The organism is Legionella parisiensis, from assembly GCF_001467945.1.
Classification (GTDB): domain Bacteria; phylum Pseudomonadota; class Gammaproteobacteria; order Legionellales; family Legionellaceae; genus Legionella; species Legionella parisiensis.
In genome coordinates this window covers 247,281-272,482 of record NZ_LNYQ01000006.1, presented here as the reverse complement: position 1 = coordinate 272,482, position 25,202 = coordinate 247,281, and the positions used below count along the sequence as shown (strand labels likewise).

Below are 25,202 nucleotides of genomic sequence, written 5' to 3'. Positions count from 1 at the left end.
TTAATACGTTTAGTAGTTATAATCGTTTCGTAAAGCGGTCACTGTTTTCATTGATGGCTGGCTTGAATTAAACAAATTCATATAAAGCCAACAGCCCAGTTTTGATTGACCTATCGTTTTATGTACCCCAAGATTAAATACAGCCCACAAAACACCAAATAAAATCATTATGGTCCAATGGATTAGCGATAATTGGGGTGCTTGTAGTGTCGATATACTTGGAATTAACCACTGAATCAGTTGGATACTCGCGCCATATATAAGCCCTGAAAGCAAAGCAAGCGCAAGGCCTGAGACGAGACCTAACACCGTTTGGTGAGCACGAATCCAAGTGAGGATGAGCTGTGCACCGGTAATGAAAGTAAAGAACAAGACAAAGCTACTTGCCTCATACACTGACATGGACTTATGTGTCACGACAGCAAAGGAAATCATTGAAACCACACCACCGAGGAGAGGGGTAAGGAGCATGATGGGAGATGCTTTCGAAGAATGAGTCTCTGATTTTTTTTGTTTCACCGCAGAGCCTGAACTTAAAAAAAGATACGCTTTAAATAATCCATGCCAACAAAGATGCGCTATGGCTGCAGCAAATAAACCCACGCCACATTGCATCATCATAAAACCCATTTGCGCCATGGTAGAGCAAGCTAACATTTTCTTGATATCGTGCTGCATCAACTTCCAAACAGTACCAAGTAATGCGGATATAGAGCCGACTATGAACAGTACAGTTAACAATCCTGGATAAAACATCATTAGTGGTGCAAATTTAACGATTAGAATACCTCCGCCATTAATAAGACCTGCGTGCATTAACGCAGAGACCGGCGTTGGTGAATTTAAAGAGCTGATAAGCCATCGATGAAAAGGAAACAATCCAGATTGGGCAAGTCCAGCAACCAAGATAAGACTCATTGAAAGTGAAAGTGATGATAAGTAGCCAGGGTTGGATAATGAAGTTAAAGCCGAAATAGAGTTTATTGAGTAAGTGACACTTAAAATAATAAACGCGATTAGTAAACACAGGCTTCCTATTGCCAGAGTATGAAATGCCAAAAGACCAGAGTTTTTGGAAGCTACCCATTCTTTCTTATGCACCATCAACAGCACGAGAAATAAATTAGAAAACAACCAGGCGCCACAGAATAAAAATAAATTATCTGCAAGAACCATAATTATGGCTGTTAGGGTTAGAGCCGATAAAAGAAGAAAAAAGCGTGTGTAGAGTCTGTCCCCATGCATGTACCTTAATGAAAAGCGATGCACAATAAAACTCACTAATAACACTAAACTAGATAGCAAAAGGCTCAATGTATTGAGGCTAATTAATAAGTAGACTTTAGGATTGTGCGATAAGGATAAATAAGAAAGTAAACCTACCCCTGTCAAAAATCCTAACCCAATACAATAACCTGCCAAGCGAGCTGCAATGATTGGTCTAGCAATTAAGCCGCAGTTAAAGGTAAGCGCACTAATTGGACAGGCCAACATGAGACATAAAAAAAATAGAACTATTGTATTCACATTATTCCCCATTAGAAATTGTTTTGCTAGAATGGAAATATATTAGATATTCTGATATAAGTGAAATTAAAAATATTTATGTTTTTTATTAGGAGTTCTAATGTCACTAGATACAGTAACTTTACAATGCTTTTTAGCGGTGGCGGAAACTCAAAGCTTCACTAAGGCAGCATCACGTGTGGGCCGAACTCAATCCGCCATCAGTCAGCAAATCGCCAAGCTTGAGAATTTAATTGAAAAACAATTAATTACCCGCGGACGAGAATTATCCTTAACCCCTGATGGGGAGCTTTTTTTAAGCTATGCGAAACGAATTTATGAACTACATCGTGAGTCCCTGGATCGATTTAAAACCCCGGAGCTTCAGGGTGAACTTCGTTTTGGTCTGCCGGAAGACTTTGCATCGATGATGCTCTCGGATATCTTGGTGGAATTTTCAAGACTTCACCCCAGAGTCATGCTCAATGTGGAATGCGATTTAACACTGAATTTAATCGAACGATTTCATCACGATGAATTTGATTTGATTTTGATAAAAACGAATGAAAAAAATCAAATTACCGAAGGCGTCAATGTATGGAATGAGCCCGTAGAATGGGTAGGCAAAAAAGAGCTACTGCCCATACTTAATCATAAAGCAATTATCCCATTGATTCTTTCACCCACTCCTTGCGTCTACCGCGGCAACGTCATTGAGTCTCTCAATCAACATCATTTAAAATGGCGGTTGGCATTTAGTAGCCCAAGTTATGCGGGCAAAATGGCTGCTGTTCGAGCAGGCCTTGGGATTACTGCCATACAACGCAGTATGATTCCTAACTATTTGGATAGGCTGGATGATGATTTTCTGCCCTCTTTGAGGGACATCCATGTGTCCTTAATTAAAAAGGAAGGTGCAAATAAAGCAATTGACTCCCTGGAGTTTTTTATCATAGATAAATTAAAGCATTAAATATAGGATATAAGCCTTATGATGAGACAAGAAATGAATTCAATTGCCGAGGTTTTGGATAAAGCAACTATTGCATCAATAGCCATGATAAGCGTCATCGTGAGTTTACTTAGCTTAAGTATTCCCATTGCGGCTCAAACCTTAGTTAATCTGATTGCCTTTGGTAAATTACTGCAACCGGTAGTCACGCTAAGCATCATGGTGCTCATATTAATGATTGCACTAGGGGCTTTAAATGTATGGCAAAGTATTATCATCGAAGTGATTCAACAAAAATTAATGGTTAGAATAAGTCTTAATCTAACTCGTCAATTTACTCATTTATCACTAGATAATTTCTCCTCCCATCATGGCCCAGAACTCGTTAATCGTTTTTTCGAAGTGGTGACCATCAACAAAGCGTTATCAAGTCTTTTACTCTACGGCGTGAACTTAAGTTTGCAGTTGTTTTTTGGTTTAATCTTGCTTCTTTTTTATCACCCTCTCTTTCTTGTATTTGATGGATTTATTGTATTCGGTATTATTTTAATTGTTTTTCTGCCCTATCGTAAAGGCTTAAGTAGCTCTGAAAAAGAGTGTACCGAGAAACATCAAATAGGTGCTTGGTTAGAGGAGTTACTAGCCAATCGTTTTTTGTTTCGCTTTAATCGTTATCATCATTATGCGACCCAACAAACAGATAAACGCCTGGTTTCTTTTTTAAAGGCACGCAACATGCATTTTAAACAACTCATCAAACATCAGATTGGTTTTTATCTCCTCTCAGCAATCGCGAGCAGTCTCCTACTCGGCTTAGGAGGCTATCTCGTGATTAACAATCAATTAAGTTTAGGTCAGCTCGTTGCTGCAGAGATTGTGCTTGGCGCGTTAATCTATGCTTTTAAACGTTTTAGTGTTCTTCTGGAAAACTATTACGACTTAGTTGCTTCCGAGCATAAAATTGACCAGGTATTAAATCTTCCAACTGAACTTATCAACACCGAGTTAAGTGAGCTTGTTATTCCTATAAAAAACATCACTCTAGTGACTCAAGATCAAGAAAAAGCATTTTGCACTCCAGGCAATCCTTTAGTTATTTGCGTGAATGAAACTCAAAAAAAGACTTCATTCACCGATTTTATTTTGGGTTTTGAAAACAACACCAACCTCACAGCCTATATCAATGAGACCCTCTGTCATGAAGAATACAGACGCTCCCTTCGTGAGCACACCTTGTTACTTAGAGATAAGGAATGGTTTGCTGGCAGCATTTATGACAATATACGGCTCAATCAGCCGTCCTTTTCTATACAGCGATTAAAAGAGCTTTTAAAATCCTTTAGACTGATGGACAAAATCATGCGCCAACCTCATGGCTTAAAAAGCATTATTTACGATTGGGAACAGGTGTTTACTGAGCTCGAGCTCATTCAACTCATGGTGATTCGTGCCTTGATTGCCAAGCCCCAGCTTATTATCATCGATGGCCTCTTTGATAGAATGACTACAAAAGACATTGAGTTGCTGCTAAGCCATTTGGCAGCACTCAATGAAACTCTTTTAATTATAATTACTCAATATCCAAATCTCATACCACTACCTAACTGTTTGGTGCTCTCATGAAGCTACACGCCTATCAAATGATTGGCAAATTACCTAATCCAAGCAAAATTGCCAAGATTATTTTTTTAGTACTCCTGATTTTAATTTTATTTCTGAGCTTTACTCCTTGGCAACAATTTGCCCTCGGGAGTGGAAAAGTGATTGCGTTTTCACCCACTGAGCGATTGCATACCGTCAATTCACCCATTTATGGCAGAATCAAAAAATGGTACGTAGACGAAGGGGTACGTGTCAGTGCAGGCGACCCCATCGTGGATATTACCGATAATGATCCCGAATTACTTAAGCGGTTGGAGTTGGAAAAAAAGGCCGTTTTGCTTCGCATCGAAGCCGCACAACAATCATTAATCGCTGGAAAAGCCAATGTTGAACGCCAAAAGAACTTATATCAGCAGGGCATCAACTCAAAACGCCAATACGAATTAGCTCAAATTGAATACGCCAAATACCAAAACGAATTAGCACAAGCCAATATTGATAAGGTCAGCATTGATGTTCGCATTGCCAGGCAGCAAACCCAGCTCATCAAAGCCCATGTCCCGGGAATCATCTTTAAGCGCTTAACCGGACAAGAAAGTGTTGTGGTTAAAGAAGGGGAAATATTGGCGCAAATTATACCCGAAACAGAATCAAGAGCAGTAGCACTTTGGATTGATGGTAACGACATTCCATTTGTTCATCTGAATCAAAAAGCACGCCTTCAATTTGAAGGATGGCCCGCCATTCAATTTAGAGGTTGGCCGCAAATTGCCGTAGGGACCTTTGGCGGGAAAGTCTCCTTTATCGACCCCACCGATAACGGTATGGGATTATTCCGCGTCGTGATTGTGCCTGATGAACCCTGGCCCGATCCAACTTTTTTAAGACAAGGAGTGCGCGTACATGGTTGGGTGCAATTAGGCGAAGTACCCTTGTGGTATGAGTTATGGCGTCAATTTAACGGCTTTCCTCCAGAAAGTGTGGCGGAGAAGACAAGCTTATGAGGGAATCGCAACTCATCAGATTATTAGTTATTTTTATTGGATTAAGCGCTTTATTCTGCTCAGGGGCCTATGCTTCAGAAAAAACACAAAAATTAAGCTTAATGAATGTGCTGCAAAGCATCGACATGCATTACCCCCAAGTAAAAATTGCCCATCTTGAAGTAGCAAAAGCCAGTGGTGCATTTATCAACGCGAAGGGACAATTTGACCCATCATTGGAGGCCAGTACCCGCTCGCAACCGGCGGGTGGTTATATTAATAATTACGGTGATACGCAACTGACCATCCCGACCCTTTATAATGGCGTGAAGCTTTTTGCGGGCTATCGTAATGGAGAAGGTAATTGGCCAAGTTATTATCAAAACTTTTTAACCAACTCCGGTGGAGAATATCGAGCAGGATTATCACTTCCTTTACTTCGCGACCGATTAATCGATAAAGATAGAACAGGCATACTATCTTCTGCTCAATTAATGCTCATGAAAATACACGATGCTGAAGCGGTTAGAATAAAAATTTACCAAGAAGCGATTAAAGCCTATTGGCAATGGGTCGAAGCAGGTCTTCAATTAAACACATTCAAACAACTCTTAGACTTAGCAAAAAAACGACAACACGCCATTGAACAACAGGCAAATCAAGGGGATTTGCCAAGGCTTGCCATCAGTGAAAATTTACAACAAATTATTCAACGAGAACAATTACTTAATCAAGGTCAAATGATATTTGAACAAGCAGGTATTAACTTATCTCTTTATTTTCGAGACCCGCAGGGCAAGCCGCTAGTTCCTCGTGAGCGGTCCTTACCTGCCTTGACCAGTACCTCAAATAGCATCGCAAGAATTCAGGCACAACTCAGAGAGCATCCAGAGATTAAGAAGCTTAGCAATTTCGCTAATATGATGGAGCTCAAACGCAATCAGGCACGTAACGAGCTCCTACCCCAATTAGATGCGACCGCCTACACCTTTAAGCAAAGTGGAGCAGGAGGAGACCCCTTATTAATTCCACAAGCAGCAATGGTTGGTGTATCGTTTAAATTTCCTTTATTGCAAAGACAAGCCAAAGGGAACCTAATCCAGGCAGAAAGTGAGTTACGCCAAGTTCGTGTTGAAAAGAGATTTTTGTACGAACAACTCAACAATGAATTTACAAACATTTTAATTGGCATCAACAGAAGTAGGCAGCAAGTCAGCTTGTTAAAAAAAGAATTAGCTTTGGCGCAAAAGGTACAACAAGGAGAAATAATAAAGTTTTATCAAGGCGACAGCACTTTATTTTTAGTCAATCAACGCGAACAAATGACCACCCAGGTGCAGCTCAACACCCTACATGCACAAGTCCAACTAGAGGAGTTAAAGGCCCGGGCTCGCTATTTCGCCTCAACCCGTAGAGCAAATGCCTCTACACAACAAAATAAATAAGGATGGCATGAGTCCCGCATTAGTTTGGCTTGGCAGGATTCATGATTGGTTGATAATCCGGCGTACTTTCAAGCGTGCACGAATCAAGACACAGCGATTCCAGTCTAAATTCCGGATGAAAAAGCTGTGTTTATGGCGAAGAGCAAGCACGGTGGTTTCATCACAGCCCCAAGGAAATTAATGACTCACTAACCGCTCAGCTTGAATTAAAGCATATTCTCCACAAGGCATTATTTTAGATCTAAAAACTGCAAGAGTTGACGCAATTTATTGGAGTCGGTGCTATAAACCAAAGGGTATCGAGCGCAATAAAAAAAATCAAAGCAAAAATTCTGGTCGTCAAGCAGCTAGGGCAAGAGGGTTCCAAGGAAGAGAGCCAGAGAAGCTCAGTATAGAACATAGAAAGAACTTGCTAAAACTCCAATAAAAAGCACTCCATTAATTCTTACACACTAAGGTATGCAGATGAAGTTCGACAACAAGTTTTTGTGTATGCGTACTGGGTTTTCTGGACAATACAGCAAGCCCAAATACAGACAGACTGAAAAGTAATAAATACACCAAATCCCAATACTGAGGCAGGATATGCTTGCCACCATAATTACCAAAATAAGAGAAAACACTAAGCCCCAAAAGATACACTATAAACCAAAGTGCTTGTTTGCTATCAAGATTTCGATATGTATTTTTTATGAAACAATAAAGAAAAGAGCATATTAGGCCTAAGATTGTGAGCACCAATAACTTCCGTACACTATGAAATCCTGCCCAATAAACACCAACCGTACAGACATAAAATCCAATAAAAGCAATAAGATTACCGCCTCGCAAACGAAAGGGCCTTTTATAATTAGGCAATTGCTTACGTAAGCAAACAAGCCCTATAGGTCCTATGGAATAGCTAACCATTAATATTGCCACAAGAAAAGCTGACATTTCCTGCCATCCATGTAATACAAACGACATTATGGCGGCAAGTAAAAAGTTCACTCCTAAACTAACCCAAGGCACCTGGTACTTATTTCGCTGAGCCAGGATTTTTGGTGTGTGAATCACTGAGTCCATACTACTTAGCATATGCGCTGCAGTCGTTGAATAAACTAAACCGGTTGAATAAGGTGATATAAACGCATCAACATATAATAATACACTCAACCAAACCATCCCGACTAGTGCAGCCAAAGCTGCAAATGGCCCTGCTTCACCGGTAAATGATAAATTCGCCCAGCCCTTGGCGAGCGCTTGCTCGCTGACACTACCAATAAAGGACCATTGTAATCCTGTGTAAAGTAGGGTCGTGAATAATAATGAACCAGCCAAAATCAGCGGGATGTATGACCCTGGTTTTTTTAATTCTCCCATCATGATAATTACTTGCCTAAACCCCAACAAAGAGAAAAGGACACCCCCGCTTGACATCGCCGCCATAATACCCTGCCAACCATAGGGCATAAACCCCCCGTATTGGGAAAAATTCTCCGGGTGATAACTCATGGTGCTTAAGCTGACCACGGTGAGCGTGGGAATTATTATCTTCCAAACAGTAAATGCCGCATTAATACGGGCAAACAAACCAATACCGAAATAATTCAATAAAACAAAACTCATTAATACCACTAAAGACAGCAGATAACCTAATGGAGCATTTTTATAGTGCACACCATAATGGGTCACCAGACCTGGAATGTAATTACTCGCGTATTGAATCACACCTTGGGTTTCAATTACTGGCAGGATAGCCAGAGAGAACCAAGTCAGGCCGCTCATAATAACGCTTGTTAAGCGGCCGTGTGTATATAAAGGTAAGCACGCCAGGCTATCGGACTGCGGAAACATCGTACCTAATTCAGCATAGGTAAAGGCAACAAATAGAAGTAAAAAACCTGCCAAAGGCCAGGCTAAAATGGCCGCAGGGCCGGCAAAATGAGCAGAGTATAAAGAGCCAAATAACCAACCGGAGCCTACCATGCTGGTAATCGAAATCCAAAGCAAACTCAAGGGACTTAAATTTCTATTCATCTGGGGTGCTCATGTCCTCATGGTTTGATAAAGCAGAATACAAAATTATATAATTTTTAATTGTAATTCAGAAATATCGTTAGGACCAACCATGTAAAAGTTACGTTTTAACAAATGGTATATTGTATACTTAAACTGGAACGTCCTATTTCCAATTCCTAAATTAAAGTTGCATGTTGACAAGAGCCCGTCAACTGTTCAGCTCCAGACTATTTCAACTATTATCGGTGGCCACCTTCGCTATACTTATAAAAAGGAGGGTCACTATGCATTCCTTACAATCACTCATTCTTTCATTCTTGCCAAGTACTCATGGCGTCATATGGGCACAAATGAAAGAACTAAATTATGACATTAGCAGTGATGGAATTTGTGCTGGCTTAACACAAATGTGGATGCAAGCTATAGCAATCGATGAAGAAGATAAATTTATTCAAAGATTATCGTTGCTCCTTACAATTCCTGCGAATCAACTCCCTAATTTAATTGATGCAGCAAAGAATAAAGTTAAAACCAAAAGTGCTTTAAGAAAAAAAGAAAGGGATACAACAGAAATTATGCCATTCTTTGATGGTGTCAAGCTTGCACAAGAGCCCCAAAAGCATGCAGAAATTTTTGGAGAAAAATTAACTCAAGAGAATATAACAAAAATTTCTAACAAAACTACATCCTCTGTAAAACTTGAGGAGAAAGGCCTCCTTGTACCATTGATGTCTCAAGCAGGAGTTTTTACTGAAAAAAACCTGAATTCGTACTTTAAAAATCTCCGTAATATTCTTGCGCAAGATCCAACAATGAGAGTACCTATTTCTCTATCCTGCACTAATCATAGAATAGGAATTACCTATAATAACAAATCAAAACAATGGCATATTTTCGATGCAAATCGAATTCCATTCATCACTTATACTCGTTCTCCAGGAAAATACATCATGAAGGCCTTTAATGAAAGGCCTGTTACTGCCATGCATATTTCTTTATCCACCTCAGCACAAACTTTTAACCCCGAGATTAAAAAAGAATTGGAGCGATTGAAACAATCCTGTGTTGTTACAGCAGAAATGATAGAAATGCGGACCAATTTAGGCTCCTCTTTACCCTACATGGCTGCGACTCTTGGTGATATTGATACCCTCAAAAAGTTAGCTGCCTGCGGTATGGATTTATCTAAAGAAATTCAAGGCCCAGAGGATAAAAAAATTACCTTGCTGGCTCATGCCCTGAATAGTGTATATCCTGAATTGATTCAATTTTTAAAAGAATCAGGGGTGAATCTGAATGACAATGTATTGATTGACAATAAACTCCATCTTCCCATTTGTTTGGCAGCAGTTAAGGATGATCCTCAATTAATACGTATCTTTAAAGCTTGTGGTGCAGACATTAATCAATGTGATACTTATGGGTTATCGGCCATTTCTTATGCTGCTACCTCGGGTAAATTGGAATGTTTGCAATGTCTTGCCATGCTCGGAGCTAATTTGGCTGCAACAGATGCCAATGGGGTGCCTCCTGCTGCTTATGCGGCGATGTATAATCATCCTGAAATTCTTGAATATCTCAGCCAAAGCTCCATTAGTATTAACCAAGCTGATAGAAATGGTTATACACCTAGTGATTATGCAGCGAATAAAGGTAATGTCGATGTGATTCCAGTACTTGCAAAGCATGGTGCCAATTTTTTTCAGGATGATGCTTTAGGTAAAAGTGCCCTTCGTAGGGCATTAGAGAAAAATCATTGGCCCGCTGTATGTTGCATGTTAAACACCATGCCTGCACACGGCATCAAGGAATTATCGTCACTCACTGCAAGAATGCTTGTATTAAATCAAGACAAATTGGTGGACGCAGTAATTGATAATATAAAAAAAATGCCTCATAAGGAGCAACTTTACGCTGTGGATGAACTATGCAATAAATCTTCACTATTGGGAGTTATTCTAGCTAAGCAGGCACATGAAAATCTTGGTTTTTTTGATACTCAAAAAAAAGATATAGAACCAGCCTATATTTCGAAGATTAAAGAGGCAGTTGAATTATCTCCCTCCCCAAAATTGAATTAAATGCCATTTGTGCTATCTAATGACACGGGACTAAAATACTTGATATAAAATCAACTTTTATATTTTTTGATTATAATATTTTTTAACATATTATCTGAGGGGATGTTTGAATTCGTTAAAGACTTATATCAAACATTTACTAAACGACAACCGGCTGGAGCAATGCGTTTTTCAGATAAGAACGTCTCTTTTTTTTGATAAAGATAAGTTGGTTTGTGGTTCGATAAAGCTTAAATAGACTATAATTTTAATAGTTGTTCTATATTAGGAATTTTAATGTTTTATCGATTACTTTTAAATTATTTCCGTCTCAAACTGCTCCAATTTATTCTCACAAAGCTTATAATACGTCTCAAGTCAAAAAATCTAATAAAATCAAACAACTTTATCAGTTTTTTGGAGCTATTCCTCAGTCACTATATGAATAAAAAAATACGTAAATAATTATCTGTTATGTAGCTTTGCTGCTGCAGCCAAGGCCTTTGGAACACTCTCTAGAAATCCTAGCTGCAAGCAATCAGGATCATATCTTCAATTTGCTTAACCATTATTCGGGGTAACAATATATATCACTTCCACCAGTGATACCTGCATGATATACCACTGCATTTACGCCAACAATATTTGTTTTCTCTGTTATGCATCGATAACCAGAATAAGTATAATAAAATTCGCTCCCAGGTAGAGGTACGTCTCCCTCATTAACAGTATAGATATGCCTCTCAGCATTTACTGTAATGGGTACGCTTTTCCATGTCTGGGTTTTTGTTATGATGACACTCTCAGCCAGGGCTGCCGTACTCAATACAGTGAGAAAGGAAGATATCAATAATTTTTTCATTTGTTTTCCTCCAATATTTACCTCTTTTTTCCTTATACCTATAGATTAGTCCGATTAATGATAATCGCAAATAATAACCACTCAAATCGCTCATTTCTGGTCATTCCATTATTCTGCAGAGTACTGTCAACCTCTTTGCTTTGAAGCATCAGAGTTTTTTGCCTATAATCTGAATAAATATCAACCCAATTGACAATTATGAGATCTCTTAAAAAACTTCTAAAAAAACTCACCCCGTCAAAAAATGATTCCGGTGAAACAACAACTAATACATCTCACGATGAAGAACCTGTTCAGAGCAAACCCCTGTTTTTTCCAAATCAAACGCCTAGTGACTTTTTTTCTCATCCAAAAATGAGCGATTTGTCAGAAGTTGGAAAAACAAAAGCATTAGGATATTTACCGTTAGATGCAATTCGTAGTTCAGGATTTGAGCTATTTCAAGTTACCCTGTCCTTAAAAAAATCAGGGCTAAAATTTTTTATTATTCCTAACCCTCTCCCGGAAGAGATGTATGCTTATGACCCACACAAAAAAAAATATGTCCGAATGTCAGATAATGCAGAATACAAAGTCATTCCCAAAGGCGGCTTTTTAAGTATTCGTTCAGGAGCCCTAGTGGCATACGATGAAAAAGCTGTAAATGACTTGTTAAAAGAAAATGAAAAAATTATCAAGAAAGAAAATAGTAATGAAGCCAATCCTGAAGATCATTGGCCGCTTCAAGCGGACGATTTCGTTAATATGCTATTTAGAAAAAGGGCGGAATCAGTAGAAATGGATTGTTTGGTGAGTAAGATTTTCCAAGAAATGCCAAATCGATCTACATCGGATTTGAGTATGAATTAAAATAGATATCTCTGTAGTGTAATAAAAAATCGAATGAAATCTTAAAATAATCCAACTCATTTACTCGGAAGAAGTGGGTTTAAGTGAGATCAGTATATTGTCTAAAAATACTGGCGAGTCGATGATTAGGCTTATTGGCATAGAAGGATTTGAAAGCCTGCAGATCGAGGCTGTTCATTATCCGATAATGAACAAGTGCGGAATAAATAGGCCATAATTTTTTTGCCATCAAAAATCCTTCTAAGAGAGTGTCTTTGGCTGCTACATCCAGCCAATTTTCAAAGCAAGTGTCTTGAAGCTGGCGATAAGTTTGATCCTGTTCTTTAACACCATGATGGGTAATGGCTTGACGAAGAAAAGTATGTAAGGAAAAAAAAGGATGAGTTATCACTATCTCGCCCAAATCAATGAATGTCAATTTTTTGGTACTCGGATCAATCAGAATATTGTTGCTGTGAAAATCAGATTGAACTATTGTTTCCGGAATCTTGTATTGGGATAATGACTTGAATTCTGCTGAAATTTGCGAGCTTAAATCGCGTACTGATCGTAGTTCTTTATCCGTCATGCCATCTGCTTTTAAAAACTCTTCTTGATTAGTAATATGATCATAGAGTTTGGGTAATTTGTCTAATCGCCAATCTGGAACTCCCACTGCAAGTAGCGATTCAATATGGTTCTCTGTTGAGCGTTGCATTGATGTGTATTGCTTAATGGCTTGACACAATAAGTTCGTCTGAAATTCGTTTTTCAAATATTCACGCAGTGATTGCCCAGCATCTTTCATCAGAAAACAATGCAGCTCATCGTTAATCGCTATCACACTAGGAACGCTGGCATGAAATTGATCTGCCAACAGTTGCATGATCTTTGACTCTTGGGAAATAGACGGTGCAGGTTGTTTTAAATAAATATTGCCTTTTGAAGTTGAAATTCGAATCACATTAGACCAAGGGGTTTCCAGCATGATTTCAGGTGAATGCGGTAGGGAGTATCCTTGAGAAAGCAGACAATGAGTTGCCCATTTGAGAATAAGTGTATGATTTTTCATTTTTTAGATCTCTTTATGTAACTAACTGACATTTGGTGCACAATTCGCAATTTCATTCGTTCAATGGAGTCATGGGAAGACTCATGATTTATTAAAAGTATGTCATTATTAGATATCATCATTGCTCTTGATAATTTCTTTTTTCTAACAAAACTCTAGCTTTAGTCTAATATTATTATTGTTCCTAAACTTCAAGGAGAAAGAAAATGAGCAAAAAAGGTTCTATTTTATGTACCTCTCTTCTTTTAAGCAGTGCTATGGCTTTTGCTGACACGGACATGCAATCTAATGGCACAAGTACTAACACTAATGGTCAAAACGCCACAACATCACCCCCCTCTACTGATACAAGTACTCCTTCTTCAACCGATACAAGCACTCCCTCCTCAACGGACACGAACGCATCACCTGCTTCTACTCCTTCTACGGATACAAGCGCTCCTGGAGCAACGCCTTCAAGCAATGAGCAAGGAGCTTCCAACACAAATATTAACGAATCCAGCAGCAACGTGAATGCTACAAACGTGGATGTAAATGCCAATGTAACAGAAGTGAATAACAAAGTGAGTATTACTGGAGTAACAACTGCTCCTACTTTTACTAATGTAGAGTCTCGTAATGATGTGTACTATTTACCAGCAACGGTCACTCCTGTAGGCGGTTTTTATTTCTTAAATATTGACTCTACTGAACGTGTTTGCAGTCTCGAAAAAATCACAAAAGTCAATGTTCTCTCAACACCAAAAACCGTCGCGGTGATGGTAAACGATCAGAAACATACTTTATACTGCTATGAGAGACACTATTTTAATTTCTAACATTTTTTAATATATGGAAATAACAACAACCCCATAAAATTATAGGGGTTCGCTGTTATTTCCTAGTTTTATCAGAAAACGACTCTTTTAAAATTGTTTGTTCAAAATGCTCCAACTTATATATTGACAGATTCGCTCGATTCCCGGAGCTCGTAAACTTTCATCCAAAGGAAACTTATAATTTTTAATTATGCTCATCATAGATATTTCAAATACTACTCCGTCAGATAACTTTGAGTTTAAAGCTTCTCCGCCAAATAGGGTCATACGCCTTCCATCAAATCGGTTATTAAAATATTTCTTCCAAAACCCTACCGATCCAGGCTGTATCATCATCTGAATGCCTTTATTCGCTTTAAGAGCATACTCGATTGCTCTTGATGCAAGTTCGCTTCCTAATCCAGACCCTCTAATATTTTGGTTCACAAAGAGCTGGGCTATTTCTATTAAATCTTTATCTTCCAAGGTTTTGGAAGAACTTATTTGAACATAGCCATGTATTACACCTGTTGCTCTTTCTTTGGCTGATATCTGAATATCTCCATTTTGTTTTGTAAGTTCAAATTTATACTTGGTCATATTAAATATATTTAGTTAAATTTAAAATTAAATAAATTGGATAAAACCCGGACTTTTAGCCCAGTACTCATTGGGCTCTCCATAAGTTCATGAGAATTGATTGCATTTTCAATAACGTAATAATGTGGGGTTAGAAATTACCAATAAATATAGCCTGGTTGCAACGCAGTAGAACCCGGGCTACAGTCCTTCGGACTCGCACCCAGGCTACAATAAAAAATATGGGGAATATTATTTAATCTCTCAAAGTCTTGGGATCCATAAGCATTTTTTGTATTTCACCAATATGCATTTCTTCTTCTAGAATCATGTTTCTAGCAAATTCTTCGACTAACACAGATTTCTTTTCTGAGAGTTGTAATAGTTGATAATACAAATTCAAGCCTTGTTTTTCATGCTCAAGAGATTCTTCTAAAATATGGCCGATATTATGTTCATGGGTTTCTAATAATTTGCCAATCTTAAGCGTAGGGTGATAGGCAAAATGGGTAATAAGCTCACCGATTGAATGAGCATGGTTTAAACTCTCTTGGGCATGGTCACGCATCCATTTACAAATAGGGATACGATTAAAACCAAAAACCATAAAAGAGTAATGGGTATAACGCACCACACCTGCCATCTCATGCTCTAGTAATGAATTTAGCGTTTTTATAATTGCATTATCAATTGGTTCAAATTCAGATCGTTCAAGTGGCATATTTTTCTCTTTCATTTTTATGTATGTAAGAGTATAGAATAATTTCAACCATTATCTCAAAGCTTTTCGATTAGTGAAGCAGATTTTTGACTCATTCTGAACCAACCAATCTGCCTTTTTACGTTAAAATAATGGAATTAGGAAGTTCCTCTTAGATTATTGGAACTATTTTGTTCGTTTTCTTCTTCTGGGTGCTCTTCGGAATCCATCATAAACATCAACATGTTAAAAACTAATGGATCAGCTCCTTCTTCATTATTTTCCGTGGGCATCAAATGAAATACCAGGATTGCTGGAATTATCGGATTAGGACCATTCTGTACGCCAGGATTATGGTTTCCATGATGTGCGTGTAAAAAAACAGGGTGGAAAAAGAATGACTGAGGGTTTAGCGCTGATTGGCCGAATGTGTTTTGAATTAAATCCTCTGTCCATTCATCTGTTAATTGTTGGGTAATGGAGCGATTAAACTGTTGAGGAGATATTTCATTAGGATCAAAATCAAAAAATTCTTTAATCTGCTCTTTTGTGAGTGGTTTAGTTGTTAACTTATCATCCTCAAAGAGGATCTCATTACTTGCAAGGCTAATTAAAGTTTCAGTGGAAATGGGCCAATATTCTGTGGCATGCGTAGTGGGATCACCGGGTAGTCTCTCTAATCCTGAAGATACGCCTTTAATACAGAATTTATTATCACCGATTTTCACTAAGTAAACGCTGCTGCCTTCGTTCAGCAGGGTGTCTTCCAACATAATTGGATCAAAATAGGTTGGCATAATATTATTCCTTTAGTAATTATTTAACCTAAAATGTAATCTACTAGATCACAATGATTTATTCAATACCTTTTAATCACAATAAAATCAAAAAGGATTAATTGTAAATAACATAGATATAATTCGTTGTAATTGTATAAGATTGAACTGTTATACACTGCGAGAACCAGAGACTTGCATAGGGCAATATCTTTTTTGTAACAGGTAAAATAGCTGAGTGTACCTATTCGTTTGCACCAATCTATTGTACCTTGCTTTTCTTAGGTTCAATCATGGCCAAGTCCGTTTTTTCATCTAAATGCTCTTTATGCTTTAAATCTTCAATGACAATATTCGCACCGTAATAGTTTAAATGATCGCCATTAAAGTAATAAGGCAGCGCCTCACCACGGGCTGTACATTTGTCGTCTTTACAAAATAAAGGCCTGGGATCATAAATTTTTACTTGCGGGAATTCTGCCAATAATTGGTTCACAATATTGTCATAACTACTGTTCCGCTGTTCAAAAATAGCCTTATCCATGGAGCACTTTTCATTAATACCTCCTTTATGAGGCAGCTGCAGTGGTCTCGATTTAAAACACGTTTTTATATTAAAGTCTAAGCTAGGTATGTCTTTTATAAAAACAACTTCCTTGTTTCCTTTAAGCGCTTTATTAAGAAAATAGCGCCCATTTTCTAGAAAACTTTTAGTTCTTTCCGGATCTAAAGCTTTGGCCATACGCCAGTGAGATCCTTCTTTCTCAAAACCTCCAGTCATTAAATAAGCCCAATAACCGCCTAAAACTACCGTTTTAATCGATTTATTCGTTTCCAAAAATGATAGAATTTCATCATATTTTTTCCTGCATTCGCCTTTTAAAAAATAATTACTGGAAAAAGGCAGGCAGGAACTTGATACAAGCATCAAAACCGATTGCGAAGGAAATTGTTTCCATAATGCATTCTGATAATGCCAAATATGAGAATCGCCAAGAAACATAATATCAGGTTCTTGATTTTTTGATAAATAACAAACACCATCACCCGCAAATTTAAAATTCTTAAACTCAGGAATTTTCAAAGCACATCCAAAAGCGGGCTCTATTGGAAGGAGGGGAAGATTAATGATTGCGTTTAAGCTATTTAAATCATTTAGATTTTTAATCCTAAAGTCGAGGCCGTTATTTTTTTCTATGTAGAAGCCGAAACCCGCCATAATGGACATGAAACTTACAAGAAAAACTACTTTAGCCCTACCCCTCCCAAGCCCATGCCGTATTGGTCTTTCAATTAATGTATAAGTAATCCAGGCTAAAATAATAGAGAGTCCAACTGCCACCCATTGATAAATTTTATGGTGGAAACCTCCTTCCATAATTTTTACAAAGGAGAGCAAAGGCCAATGCCATAAATAAAGTGGATAACTGATTAAACCAAACCACACTAAAATGCGATTGGAAAGAATGACACGATTTGTCCATGAGTTTTTCCCAGCCACGAGAAGAAAAGCCCCTAGCACAGGAATTAGAGCCCAGGCCCCAGGAAAAACCGTAGCTTTTGAAAAGGTAAAAAAGGAGCAAATAATGATGAAAAGCCCAGAAAAAGAAAGGATATTTTTTAATAGTGCCCCATTGGATTCTCTTCGATTTCGATAAATAATTTTGGTCAGTGCAGCATCTATTTTTTTTCCTACCCGGCTCAATAAATTGATATTATAAAAAGTAATATAGGCTAATAAGCTGCCGCATAATAACTCCCAAAAACGGGTTTGCGGTGAATAAAAAGCAGCCGTGGCATCTACGCCAACTCTTTTTACATTGAGCAGGAACGATATGAGCACTAACAATACAGTTACAGAGAAGAGATTTAATTTATTTTTCCATGCGAACCAAATGAGAAAGGGCCAGATAATATAAAACTGTTCCTCTATACCTAAACTCCATAAGTGCAGCAATGGCTTGGTTTCCGCTGCATTATCAAAATACCCTGTCTCAAACCAAAATAAAAAATTAGAAATGAAACCAGCTCCTCCCATAACGTGCTTCCCCAGTTGTTTGTACTCTTGAGGAAATAAAGCGAACCATCCTAATATCAAGCAAAATAACAGCACGAACACCAATGCCGGAAATATGCGCTTGATTCTTTTTTTGTAAAAATCGATGAAACTGAACCTATTATTTTCAAGGCCTTCCAAAATAATAGTGGAAATCAAAAAGCCAGAAATTACAAAAAAAATGTCTACGCCAACAAATCCTCCTTTCATCCATTTAGGAAAAGCGTGAAAAGCTACCACTGATAAAACTGCAATAGCTCTTAAGCCATCAATGTCTGTACGATATTTGAAATGTTGATGCACAGGCGAATGAGAACTTCGTTCCACTTTATTGCTTCCTTCTAATGTTTTGAGTTTTCTGCTTACTCTTAACTGCAACGGCAGTATAGTAAGTTGGGGATTAAAGACTTAGGATCGTCACGATTATTATCTCTTGTTTGTACATCCCGCGGCTTGTCCGCGGGATGTAGTAAGTAAAATACTTCTTAAATAAAGATCTCTAATCAAAACAGTTGACAATACTTCAGGCATTGAATCCAATCTATTATCCTCTAGTTTTCTTAGGCTCCATCATAACCAAGTCTGTTTTTTGATCTAAATGTTCTTTATGTTTTAAATCTTCAATGACAATATTCGCACCATAATAGTTTAAATGATCGCCATTAAAGTAATAAGGCAGCACCTCACCACGCGCTGTACATTTGTCGTCTTTACAAAATAAAGGCCTGGGATCATAAATTTTTACTCGCGGGAATTCTGCTAACAATTGGTTCACCACATTGTCATAACCACTAGCCCGCTGTTCATAACTGGCTCTATCCATGGAGCACTCTTTATTAAAAACCACTTTATGAGGCAACTGCAGAGGTCTTGTTTTAAAGCACGTATTTATATTGAAATTTAAATCAGGTATATCTTTTATAAAAACAACCTCCTTGTTTCCTTTAAGCGCTTTATTAAGAAAATAGCGTCCATTTTCCAGGAAACTCTTAGCTCCTTCCGGATCTATAGCTTTTGCTGTACGCCAGTTTGTTCCTTGTATTTCAAACCCCCCTGTCATTAAATAAGCCCAATAACCGCCTAAAACTACCGTTTTAATGGATTTATTAGTCTCCAAAAATGAAAGTATTTCATCGTATTTTTTCCTACACTCGCCCTTTAAAAAGTAATTACTGGAAAAGGGCAGGCAGGAGGTTGATACAAGCATCAAAACCGATTGCGAAGGAAATTGCTTCCATAATGCATTTTGATAATGCCAAGTATGAGAATCGCCAAGAAACATAATATCTGGCTCCTGATTTTTTGATAAAACACAAACGCCATCACCAGCATACTTAAAATTCTTGAACTCAGGAATTATCTTTTCGCATGGAGTGGTATTTTCTAGGGGTAGCAAGGGAAGAGCAACAATATCGTGTACGCTATTTAAATTGTTTAGATTTTTAATTCTAAAATCGAGCCCATTATATTTTTGTAGAAATAAACCGAAACTCGCAATGATGGACATTAACCCTACAAGAAAAGCTACTTTAGTCCTATCCCGCCCACTTCCATGTCGTATTGGTTTTTCGATTAATTTATAAGTCATCCAAGCCAAAACAATCGAAAGTCCAACCACAATAAATCGAATAGTTCTATTAGGAAGATCTTCTTCCATAATTCTTACAAAGGAAAGTAAGGGCCAATGCCATAAATAGAGCGGATAACTGATTAAACCAAACCATACCATAATGCGATTGGAAAGGATGGTACGATTTATCCATGAGTTTTTCCCTGCAAGGAGGAATATTGCCCCTAACACAGGCAGTAATGCAAAAGCCCCAGGAAAGGTTGTGGCTTTTGAAAACGTATGGAGACAATATGCAATCAGCACAATCCCGCAGAAAGAAAGGGTGTTTTTTAATATCTCCCCATTAGACTCTCTTTCCTGTTGGTAAATAATTTTGGCAAGGACTACATCTATTCTTTTTCCTATCTTATTGAAAAAATTAATATTATAAAAAGTAATATAGGCTAACAAGCTTCCGCATAATAACTCCCAAAAACGGGTTTGCGGTGAATAAAAAGCAGCCGTGGCATCTACGCTAACTCTTTTTACGCTAAGGAGAAACGATATAAGCACTATCAGTACGGTTACGGAGAATAGATTTAATTTTTTTTTCCATACGAACCAAATGAGAAAGGGCCAGATAATATAAAACTGTTCCTCTATGCCTAAACTCCATAAGTGCAACAACGGCTTGGTTTCCGCTGCATTATCAAAATACCCTGTCTCAAACCAAAGTAAAAAATTAGATATGAAACCAGCCCCCCCCATAATATGTTTCCCCAGCTGTTTGTACTCCTGAGGAAATAAGGCGAACCATCCTAATATTAAGCAAAATAACAGCACGAACACCAATGCCGGAAATATGCGCTTGATTCTTTTTTTGTAAAAATCGACGAAACTGAAACTATTTTTTTCAAGGCCTTCAAAAATGATTGTGGAAATCAAAAAGCCGGAAATTACAAAAAAAATGTCTACACCAACGAACCCTCCCTTCACCCATTGGGGGAAAGCATGGAAAGCCACTACCGATAAGACAGCAATAGCTCTTAAGCCATCAATGTCCGCACGATATTTGAAATGTTGGTGTACAGGAGGAGAACTTCGTTCCACTTTATTGCTTCCTTATATGTATTGAGTTTTCTGCTTACTCTTAACTGCAGCCGCAGAAATTCTACTCCACGCTTATAAAGTGGGCAATAATAGATTAGTCTTGTTGAAAATTTTTTACAGAATTTAAGCAAACCGTGCTACGGATGTGGTTTGAAAATTTGAATAACTGTATGCCCTATGAGTTTCTTAAGAACAAATCGTATATAGATTAGTTTACTGCTCAAATAGGTTTCTCTTTTGAACTAAATAATCCTGTATGGCTTTGGACTCAATTAGGTAAGAACGAATAGGGATGTCTAGTGGTGTTTGTTGGATGACTTGCAAAAAGGCATACAACGACATATCAATAACACGACACTTATCTTGCTTACTCTGGACAATGAAATACTCAACAGTCTGCAAATCATCAACGCCTTTTTGATAAATCTGCTGCCTGTTATGCCGAGAAATTCCTTGAAAATAGCCTTGCTTTCGTAGTTGTCGACGGATTAGAGATAACACGAGTTTTCCTGTGCCCTTAGGAAAAAAATGCCTAAATGCTCTATCAATCTGTTCTTTGTTTTGTGGATCGATCCAACGTGAATATAAAATAATGAAATAAAGATGTTCCTCTAATAATCGTCTTATAGACAAGTCATCAATAGGATCTTCGATATTCACCCCATATTTGCTCTGGCAATACTTAATAATAAATTCCGAGTCGGCCACCACAACACCATCATCCTCGATCACGGGAAACTTACCTTTGGGGCCTTGGCGGGGATTGAAGACCTGGATGACCTCAAAAGGGAGCTTAGCCCAGGTTAAAAAATAAAATATCTTACTGCAAAAGGGTGATAAACTGGGCATACCCCAAACACCTGGGTATTGGTATAACTTAATCATAATCACCTCTGCGGGTAAGTTTAAGTATCAATCTTGGGTTCGACATAATCCAGGGAGATTTGATTTGGTGCAAAAGCTGAATAAATGTTTTTCCAACGGATGGATCATAGGATGCCTGTCGCAAAAGTTTCTGCATAACCCATTGAAAAAAACTATTCTTCTCACAAAGCATATCCTGATTAGAAGCCAATAACCAAGGCATCCAACTGCATCGGTGAAGCTGTTTTTGCTTCAACCAATTCACTCTCCCGCCTCTCTTTAACATTTCTACTTGCTTAAGAATAATCGTTAAACCTTGTCCATAGACTGGATTTTGATATCCAATACTGTCTCCTACAGCCCATAAGTTCAAAGGCCAACGGCGACGTTCAATAATTAAACGCTTATTATTCAAATTAGCATAAGGAATCCAGGGCTTTCCCTGACAATAGATATGGCCCAGCTGGTTTTTTTTTAATAAGCAGCTTACCGCCAATTGTTTTTGCTCATCAGTTTTGATAGTACCTGTAGTATCAATTAACGTTAAAATCAGTGCATTTCCCTCTATGGGCGACAAAACCAGACCAATAGGTTGTTTTTTAGGACATGCTTGAATATAAACCTGTTTCGCTTTTAAATCGGTTAACCAATCATTTTGCTCTAACCGAGTAGAAAAATAGCGATATTGATTATTCACTTGTAAACTTTCCAGACCCAATTGCTTGTGCAAACTTGAAGCTCTACCCCGCGCATCAACAACCTGTCCTGTTATAGCTAGCGATTCTCTTTCTTTAAATTGCAATTGTTTTATCTTTCTTTTTTCAATCAGCCATTGTTCCACTGTAGCGGTTAACGTTCTGATGTTTTTCCGTTGCTGGCATTGAGACCATAAAACCTGGTTAAAGAAGTGCCGGCTAAACAGATGAGTTCTCACGTTGCAATCATTAGGCTTAAGTATGCCCTGCGTAGTTTTCCACCAGGTATCTTTGCCCCAATCAACAACAGGGAGTGAGTCAGCCGTTAATTGCTGCCAAACATCCGGCAATAAGGAACTTAATAATCGCAGCCCTTCTGCTAACAGTACGTGCAAATGGTGACTTTGAGGTGTTCCTTGACTGATACCACACTCATCAGGCCAATAGCGGTCTATCAGTAAAATCTCTTCATAGTGCGGCGCTAAAACCAGTGCTGATAATAGCCCGCTTGCACCTGCACCAATGATAGTTAGTGAGGATTTCATATCACACCTTGCATGTCTTCATGCAAAGTTTGCAGCTGCCGAAGCCCTTGCACATAGCCTTGGGTCGAGAATGTTTTTAAAGATTCCTCAGCTATTTTTTGATACAAATTAGCTCGTTCTTGTTGCAGAAGTTCAATAATGCTTTCTTCGCTCCCATTCTTCCCATGCATTTTTCTTAGTTGAATTTCATTGCTGATGCACCCTTCTTCTGTTTCTCTATCCAGGGTGGTTAATGTGTTACAGATATGCCCACTGCGTTGAGAGCAATAAAAAATTTCGCGCATAGCTGCCATTTCCTGCCACTCAATGTAATCACTGCAGGCCAAATCCATCATTCCCGCAATAACCATGCCCATGTTATGAGGCGCATGCCATAAATACTCTCGTTTACAAATCAATAAAGGCTCACTATTGAGAAAGGTACTAAAACGCATATTGAGAAAGTACTGTTGCAAGTCAAACTCAATGAGAGCAATAAGTCTTGGCTGCAGTGTCATCTTATGAATGGATTGTTGTAACCATCCGTACAATTGACATGCCAGGTTTAATGCGTGCAGCTGATGAGCAGATAGAGGAGCCACTTGGTGACCACCTTGGATTGCAGCAATAAAGCTTGTTACCCATTGCATACTCTTGAATGAAGGATGATCAGTGAAATCATCTGTCAAAGTTATGAGTGAGCCTAGCATCCATTTTGCCAATAGACATTGTTCATAAAAAAGAGTGCTGACGCTGGATAAAGTAGTTTTTTCATAACCAAAAGACAAAAACCGGGTAAATAAACGCTCATCACGTCCCATGTCCAGTCTCAGATACTCACTTAACCAACTGCTTAGCGTGGCTGGCAATTTAACCATATATGGCTCCTTGGATGTAGAGTAATTTCAGCATTCATTATTGGTTTGATAATACTTGGTGTTGATAAGCGAAAATGTCGACATATTGCAGATAAAATCATCATGCTTTCAGTCATGGCCAACTGATGCCCGGTGCAAATACGCTTACCCAAACCAAATGGCATGAATGCTTTATTTGCAAATGGAGAACTATTCAGATGGCGCCTGATATCAAATAACTTTGGATCCGGCCAGTATTTTTCATGTCGGTGCATACCATGAACATTGATGATCACTAGATCATTGGACCGGAAATTCAGATTGTATAAACTAACATCGGCAGTTGGCTGGCGCACCAGCATATATGCCGGAGGATACAAACGAAGTGTTTCACAATAAAGCGCTTGAGTCCAAGACCATTGCTTCATTGAATGCACTGATAACTGTGCACTGTTGGTGCTTTCTTCTAGTATGGCCTGTTGCCAGGCTGGATTGTTAGCCAGATAACGCAGAGCTGTAGTAATGGAACTTGCTGTCGTTTCAAAACCTGCAAATAAAAACGTGCTCAAGTGGTCTATGCATTCCCTTCTAGACCAATGTAATTGAAGCTGATGTAATGGCGAATTAGTGCGGACTCTGGCTGTTTGTAATATAAAGTCTAATTTGGTTCTCAACTCGAACGTTTTCTTGTGAATCAATCGATGTGAAGGAAAGGGCAAAAATAAAGGCAACCGCAGCAATTGCCGCATGCGTTGACCACAGTAATGGTTTAATACCAACATGTCATTAATAATTGGTGAGGTATCCGTCACCTCTTCAATACCCATCAAGGCTAATATATTGCCCATGGTCAATCTCATAATGATGGGGTAAATATCAATGAGCCCTTTATCAAACTGTTGCAATGCATTATCAATATTAGTAGTTATCAAAGGTAATGATTCATTCAGGCCTTGAATAGAAAACTGTGGCTTAATTGCAGGCACTCTATGTTTCCAATCATTATCATTTAACTGAACCAAACCTTGGCGGCCAGTAATAGGGACTAACTGTTTAAAAACAAGAGAAGACTTGGCAAAATCGCTATGTTTCACTAGGGAATCAGCCAAATCAGGCTGGCGAATTACCCATAAACGCTGATACAGGCAATGGAAACCAGCTATATCCCCATGGCAGTGAGCGGCTTGAGCCATAAAAGGGATGGGGGCTTTGTGAAAATAAGACAAAGACTTTAAAGGTAACCGGTGGAAAAGCATCGGCGTTCTTCCTGAACTTAGATAATTCATGGTACAGCATGAGACTTTTTAGTATAAAATATTTTGTTTTGAAGTCAATTACGGGACGAAATTAGAGGCAGGAAAAATAAGCGGAAATAGAAAAACAA

The 25,202-nt window shown here is 38.3% G+C and carries 20 protein-coding genes; 7 read left to right on the top strand and 13 right to left on the bottom strand.

Annotated elements, in window-relative coordinates; genetic code table 11:
- Positions 1–9: 9 nt before the first annotated feature.
- A complete protein-coding gene (locus Lpar_RS02355) occupies positions 10–1,527 on the bottom strand; it encodes a proton-conducting transporter transmembrane domain-containing protein (protein WP_058516392.1) in 1,518 nt (505 codons plus the stop codon).
- Between the two features lie 100 nt (positions 1,528–1,627).
- Between Lpar_RS02355 and Lpar_RS02350 the strand changes: the two genes are divergently transcribed.
- Genes Lpar_RS02350 through Lpar_RS02335 form a run of 4 tightly spaced genes read left to right on the top strand, consistent with a single transcriptional unit; the run spans position 1,628 to position 6,488 of the window.
- Positions 1,628–2,479: a LysR substrate-binding domain-containing protein gene (locus tag Lpar_RS02350; RefSeq protein WP_058516391.1), complete on the top strand. Its 852-nt coding sequence runs from the start codon at positions 1,628–1,630 to the stop codon at positions 2,477–2,479.
- An 18-nt stretch (positions 2,480–2,497) separates the two neighbouring features.
- Entirely contained in the window at positions 2,498–4,081 is a 1,584-nt protein-coding gene (locus Lpar_RS02345; RefSeq protein WP_172465760.1) for an ABC transporter transmembrane domain-containing protein, read from the top strand.
- Positions 4,078–5,064, top strand: a complete 987-nt coding sequence (locus Lpar_RS02340) for an HlyD family secretion protein (RefSeq protein WP_058516390.1) — start codon at positions 4,078–4,080, stop codon at positions 5,062–5,064. Before Lpar_RS02345 ends, Lpar_RS02340 begins: the two co-directional genes overlap by 4 nt.
- A complete protein-coding gene (locus Lpar_RS02335) occupies positions 5,061–6,488 on the top strand; it encodes a TolC family protein (protein WP_058516389.1) in 1,428 nt (475 codons plus the stop codon). Before Lpar_RS02340 ends, Lpar_RS02335 begins: the two co-directional genes overlap by 4 nt.
- Positions 6,489–6,926: 438 nt before the next feature.
- On the opposite strand, the gene Lpar_RS02330 is transcribed toward Lpar_RS02335, so the two are convergent.
- On the bottom strand, positions 6,927–8,507 hold the full coding sequence (locus tag Lpar_RS02330; protein ID WP_058516388.1) for an APC family permease: 1,581 nt from the start codon (positions 8,505–8,507) through the stop codon (positions 6,927–6,929).
- Between the two features lie 266 nt (positions 8,508–8,773).
- Here Lpar_RS02330 and Lpar_RS02325 point away from each other — a divergent pair, with 266 nt between their 5' ends.
- Positions 8,774–10,570 carry an ankyrin repeat domain-containing protein gene (locus Lpar_RS02325; RefSeq protein ID WP_058516387.1) on the top strand — a complete coding sequence of 599 codons (1,797 nt, stop codon included), beginning with the start codon at positions 8,774–8,776 and terminating at the stop codon, positions 10,568–10,570.
- A gap of 547 nt (positions 10,571–11,117) precedes the next feature.
- Here Lpar_RS02325 and Lpar_RS02320 read toward each other — a convergent pair.
- The gene (locus Lpar_RS02320) at positions 11,118–11,411 is read right to left on the bottom strand and encodes a hypothetical protein (protein WP_172465759.1); all 294 of its coding nucleotides are present in this window, start codon (positions 11,409–11,411) and stop codon (positions 11,118–11,120) included.
- Between the two features lie 198 nt (positions 11,412–11,609).
- On the opposite strand from Lpar_RS02320, the gene Lpar_RS02315 reads away from it, so the two are divergent.
- Positions 11,610–12,260 carry a hypothetical protein gene (locus Lpar_RS02315; RefSeq protein WP_058516385.1) on the top strand — a complete coding sequence of 217 codons (651 nt, stop codon included), beginning with the start codon at positions 11,610–11,612 and terminating at the stop codon, positions 12,258–12,260.
- 79 nt (positions 12,261–12,339) lie between these two features.
- Here the strand turns inward: Lpar_RS02315 and Lpar_RS02310 are convergent, their stop codons facing one another.
- Positions 12,340–13,311 (bottom strand): aminoglycoside phosphotransferase family protein, encoded by a 972-nt coding sequence (locus Lpar_RS02310; RefSeq protein WP_058516384.1) that lies wholly within the window; start codon positions 13,309–13,311, stop codon positions 12,340–12,342.
- Positions 13,312–13,517: 206 nt separating this feature from the next.
- Here Lpar_RS02310 and Lpar_RS02305 point away from each other — a divergent pair, with 206 nt between their 5' ends.
- A complete protein-coding gene (locus tag Lpar_RS02305) occupies positions 13,518–14,129 on the top strand; it encodes a hypothetical protein (RefSeq protein ID WP_058516383.1) in 612 nt (203 codons plus the stop codon).
- Between the two features lie 87 nt (positions 14,130–14,216).
- On the opposite strand, the gene Lpar_RS02300 is transcribed toward Lpar_RS02305, so the two are convergent.
- The 9 genes from Lpar_RS02300 to Lpar_RS02260 all read right to left on the bottom strand — a co-directional run bounded on the left by Lpar_RS02300 (position 14,217) and on the right by Lpar_RS02260 (position 25,074).
- Positions 14,217–14,708, bottom strand: a complete 492-nt coding sequence (locus Lpar_RS02300) for a GNAT family N-acetyltransferase (protein WP_058516382.1) — start codon at positions 14,706–14,708, stop codon at positions 14,217–14,219.
- A 235-nt stretch (positions 14,709–14,943) separates the two neighbouring features.
- Positions 14,944–15,408, bottom strand: coding sequence for a ferritin-like domain-containing protein (locus Lpar_RS02295; RefSeq protein ID WP_058516381.1), 465 nt, complete (start codon positions 15,406–15,408; stop codon positions 14,944–14,946).
- A gap of 137 nt (positions 15,409–15,545) precedes the next feature.
- Complete coding sequence (locus Lpar_RS02290; RefSeq protein ID WP_058516380.1) at positions 15,546–16,184, bottom strand: hypothetical protein; 639 nt, start codon at positions 16,182–16,184, stop codon at positions 15,546–15,548.
- 241 nt (positions 16,185–16,425) lie between these two features.
- Entirely contained in the window at positions 16,426–18,546 is a 2,121-nt protein-coding gene (locus tag Lpar_RS02285; RefSeq protein ID WP_058516379.1) for an acyltransferase family protein, read from the bottom strand.
- Positions 18,547–18,763: 217 nt separating this feature from the next.
- Complete coding sequence (locus Lpar_RS02280) at positions 18,764–20,878, bottom strand: acyltransferase family protein (RefSeq protein WP_058516378.1); 2,115 nt, start codon at positions 20,876–20,878, stop codon at positions 18,764–18,766.
- 213 nt (positions 20,879–21,091) lie between these two features.
- Entirely contained in the window at positions 21,092–21,763 is a 672-nt protein-coding gene (locus tag Lpar_RS02275; RefSeq protein WP_058516377.1) for a Tom37 metaxin N-terminal-like domain-containing protein, read from the bottom strand.
- A complete protein-coding gene (locus tag Lpar_RS02270; protein ID WP_058516376.1) occupies positions 21,756–22,982 on the bottom strand; it encodes an FAD-dependent oxidoreductase in 1,227 nt (408 codons plus the stop codon). The genes Lpar_RS02275 and Lpar_RS02270 overlap by 8 nt, the downstream gene beginning before the upstream one ends.
- The gene (locus tag Lpar_RS02265) at positions 22,979–23,839 is read right to left on the bottom strand and encodes a hypothetical protein (RefSeq protein ID WP_058516375.1); all 861 of its coding nucleotides are present in this window, start codon (positions 23,837–23,839) and stop codon (positions 22,979–22,981) included. The genes Lpar_RS02270 and Lpar_RS02265 overlap by 4 nt, the downstream gene beginning before the upstream one ends.
- On the bottom strand, positions 23,815–25,074 hold the full coding sequence (locus tag Lpar_RS02260) for a cytochrome P450 (protein WP_058516374.1): 1,260 nt from the start codon (positions 25,072–25,074) through the stop codon (positions 23,815–23,817). Before Lpar_RS02260 ends, Lpar_RS02265 begins: the two co-directional genes overlap by 25 nt.
- Positions 25,075–25,202: the final 128 nt, after the last annotated feature.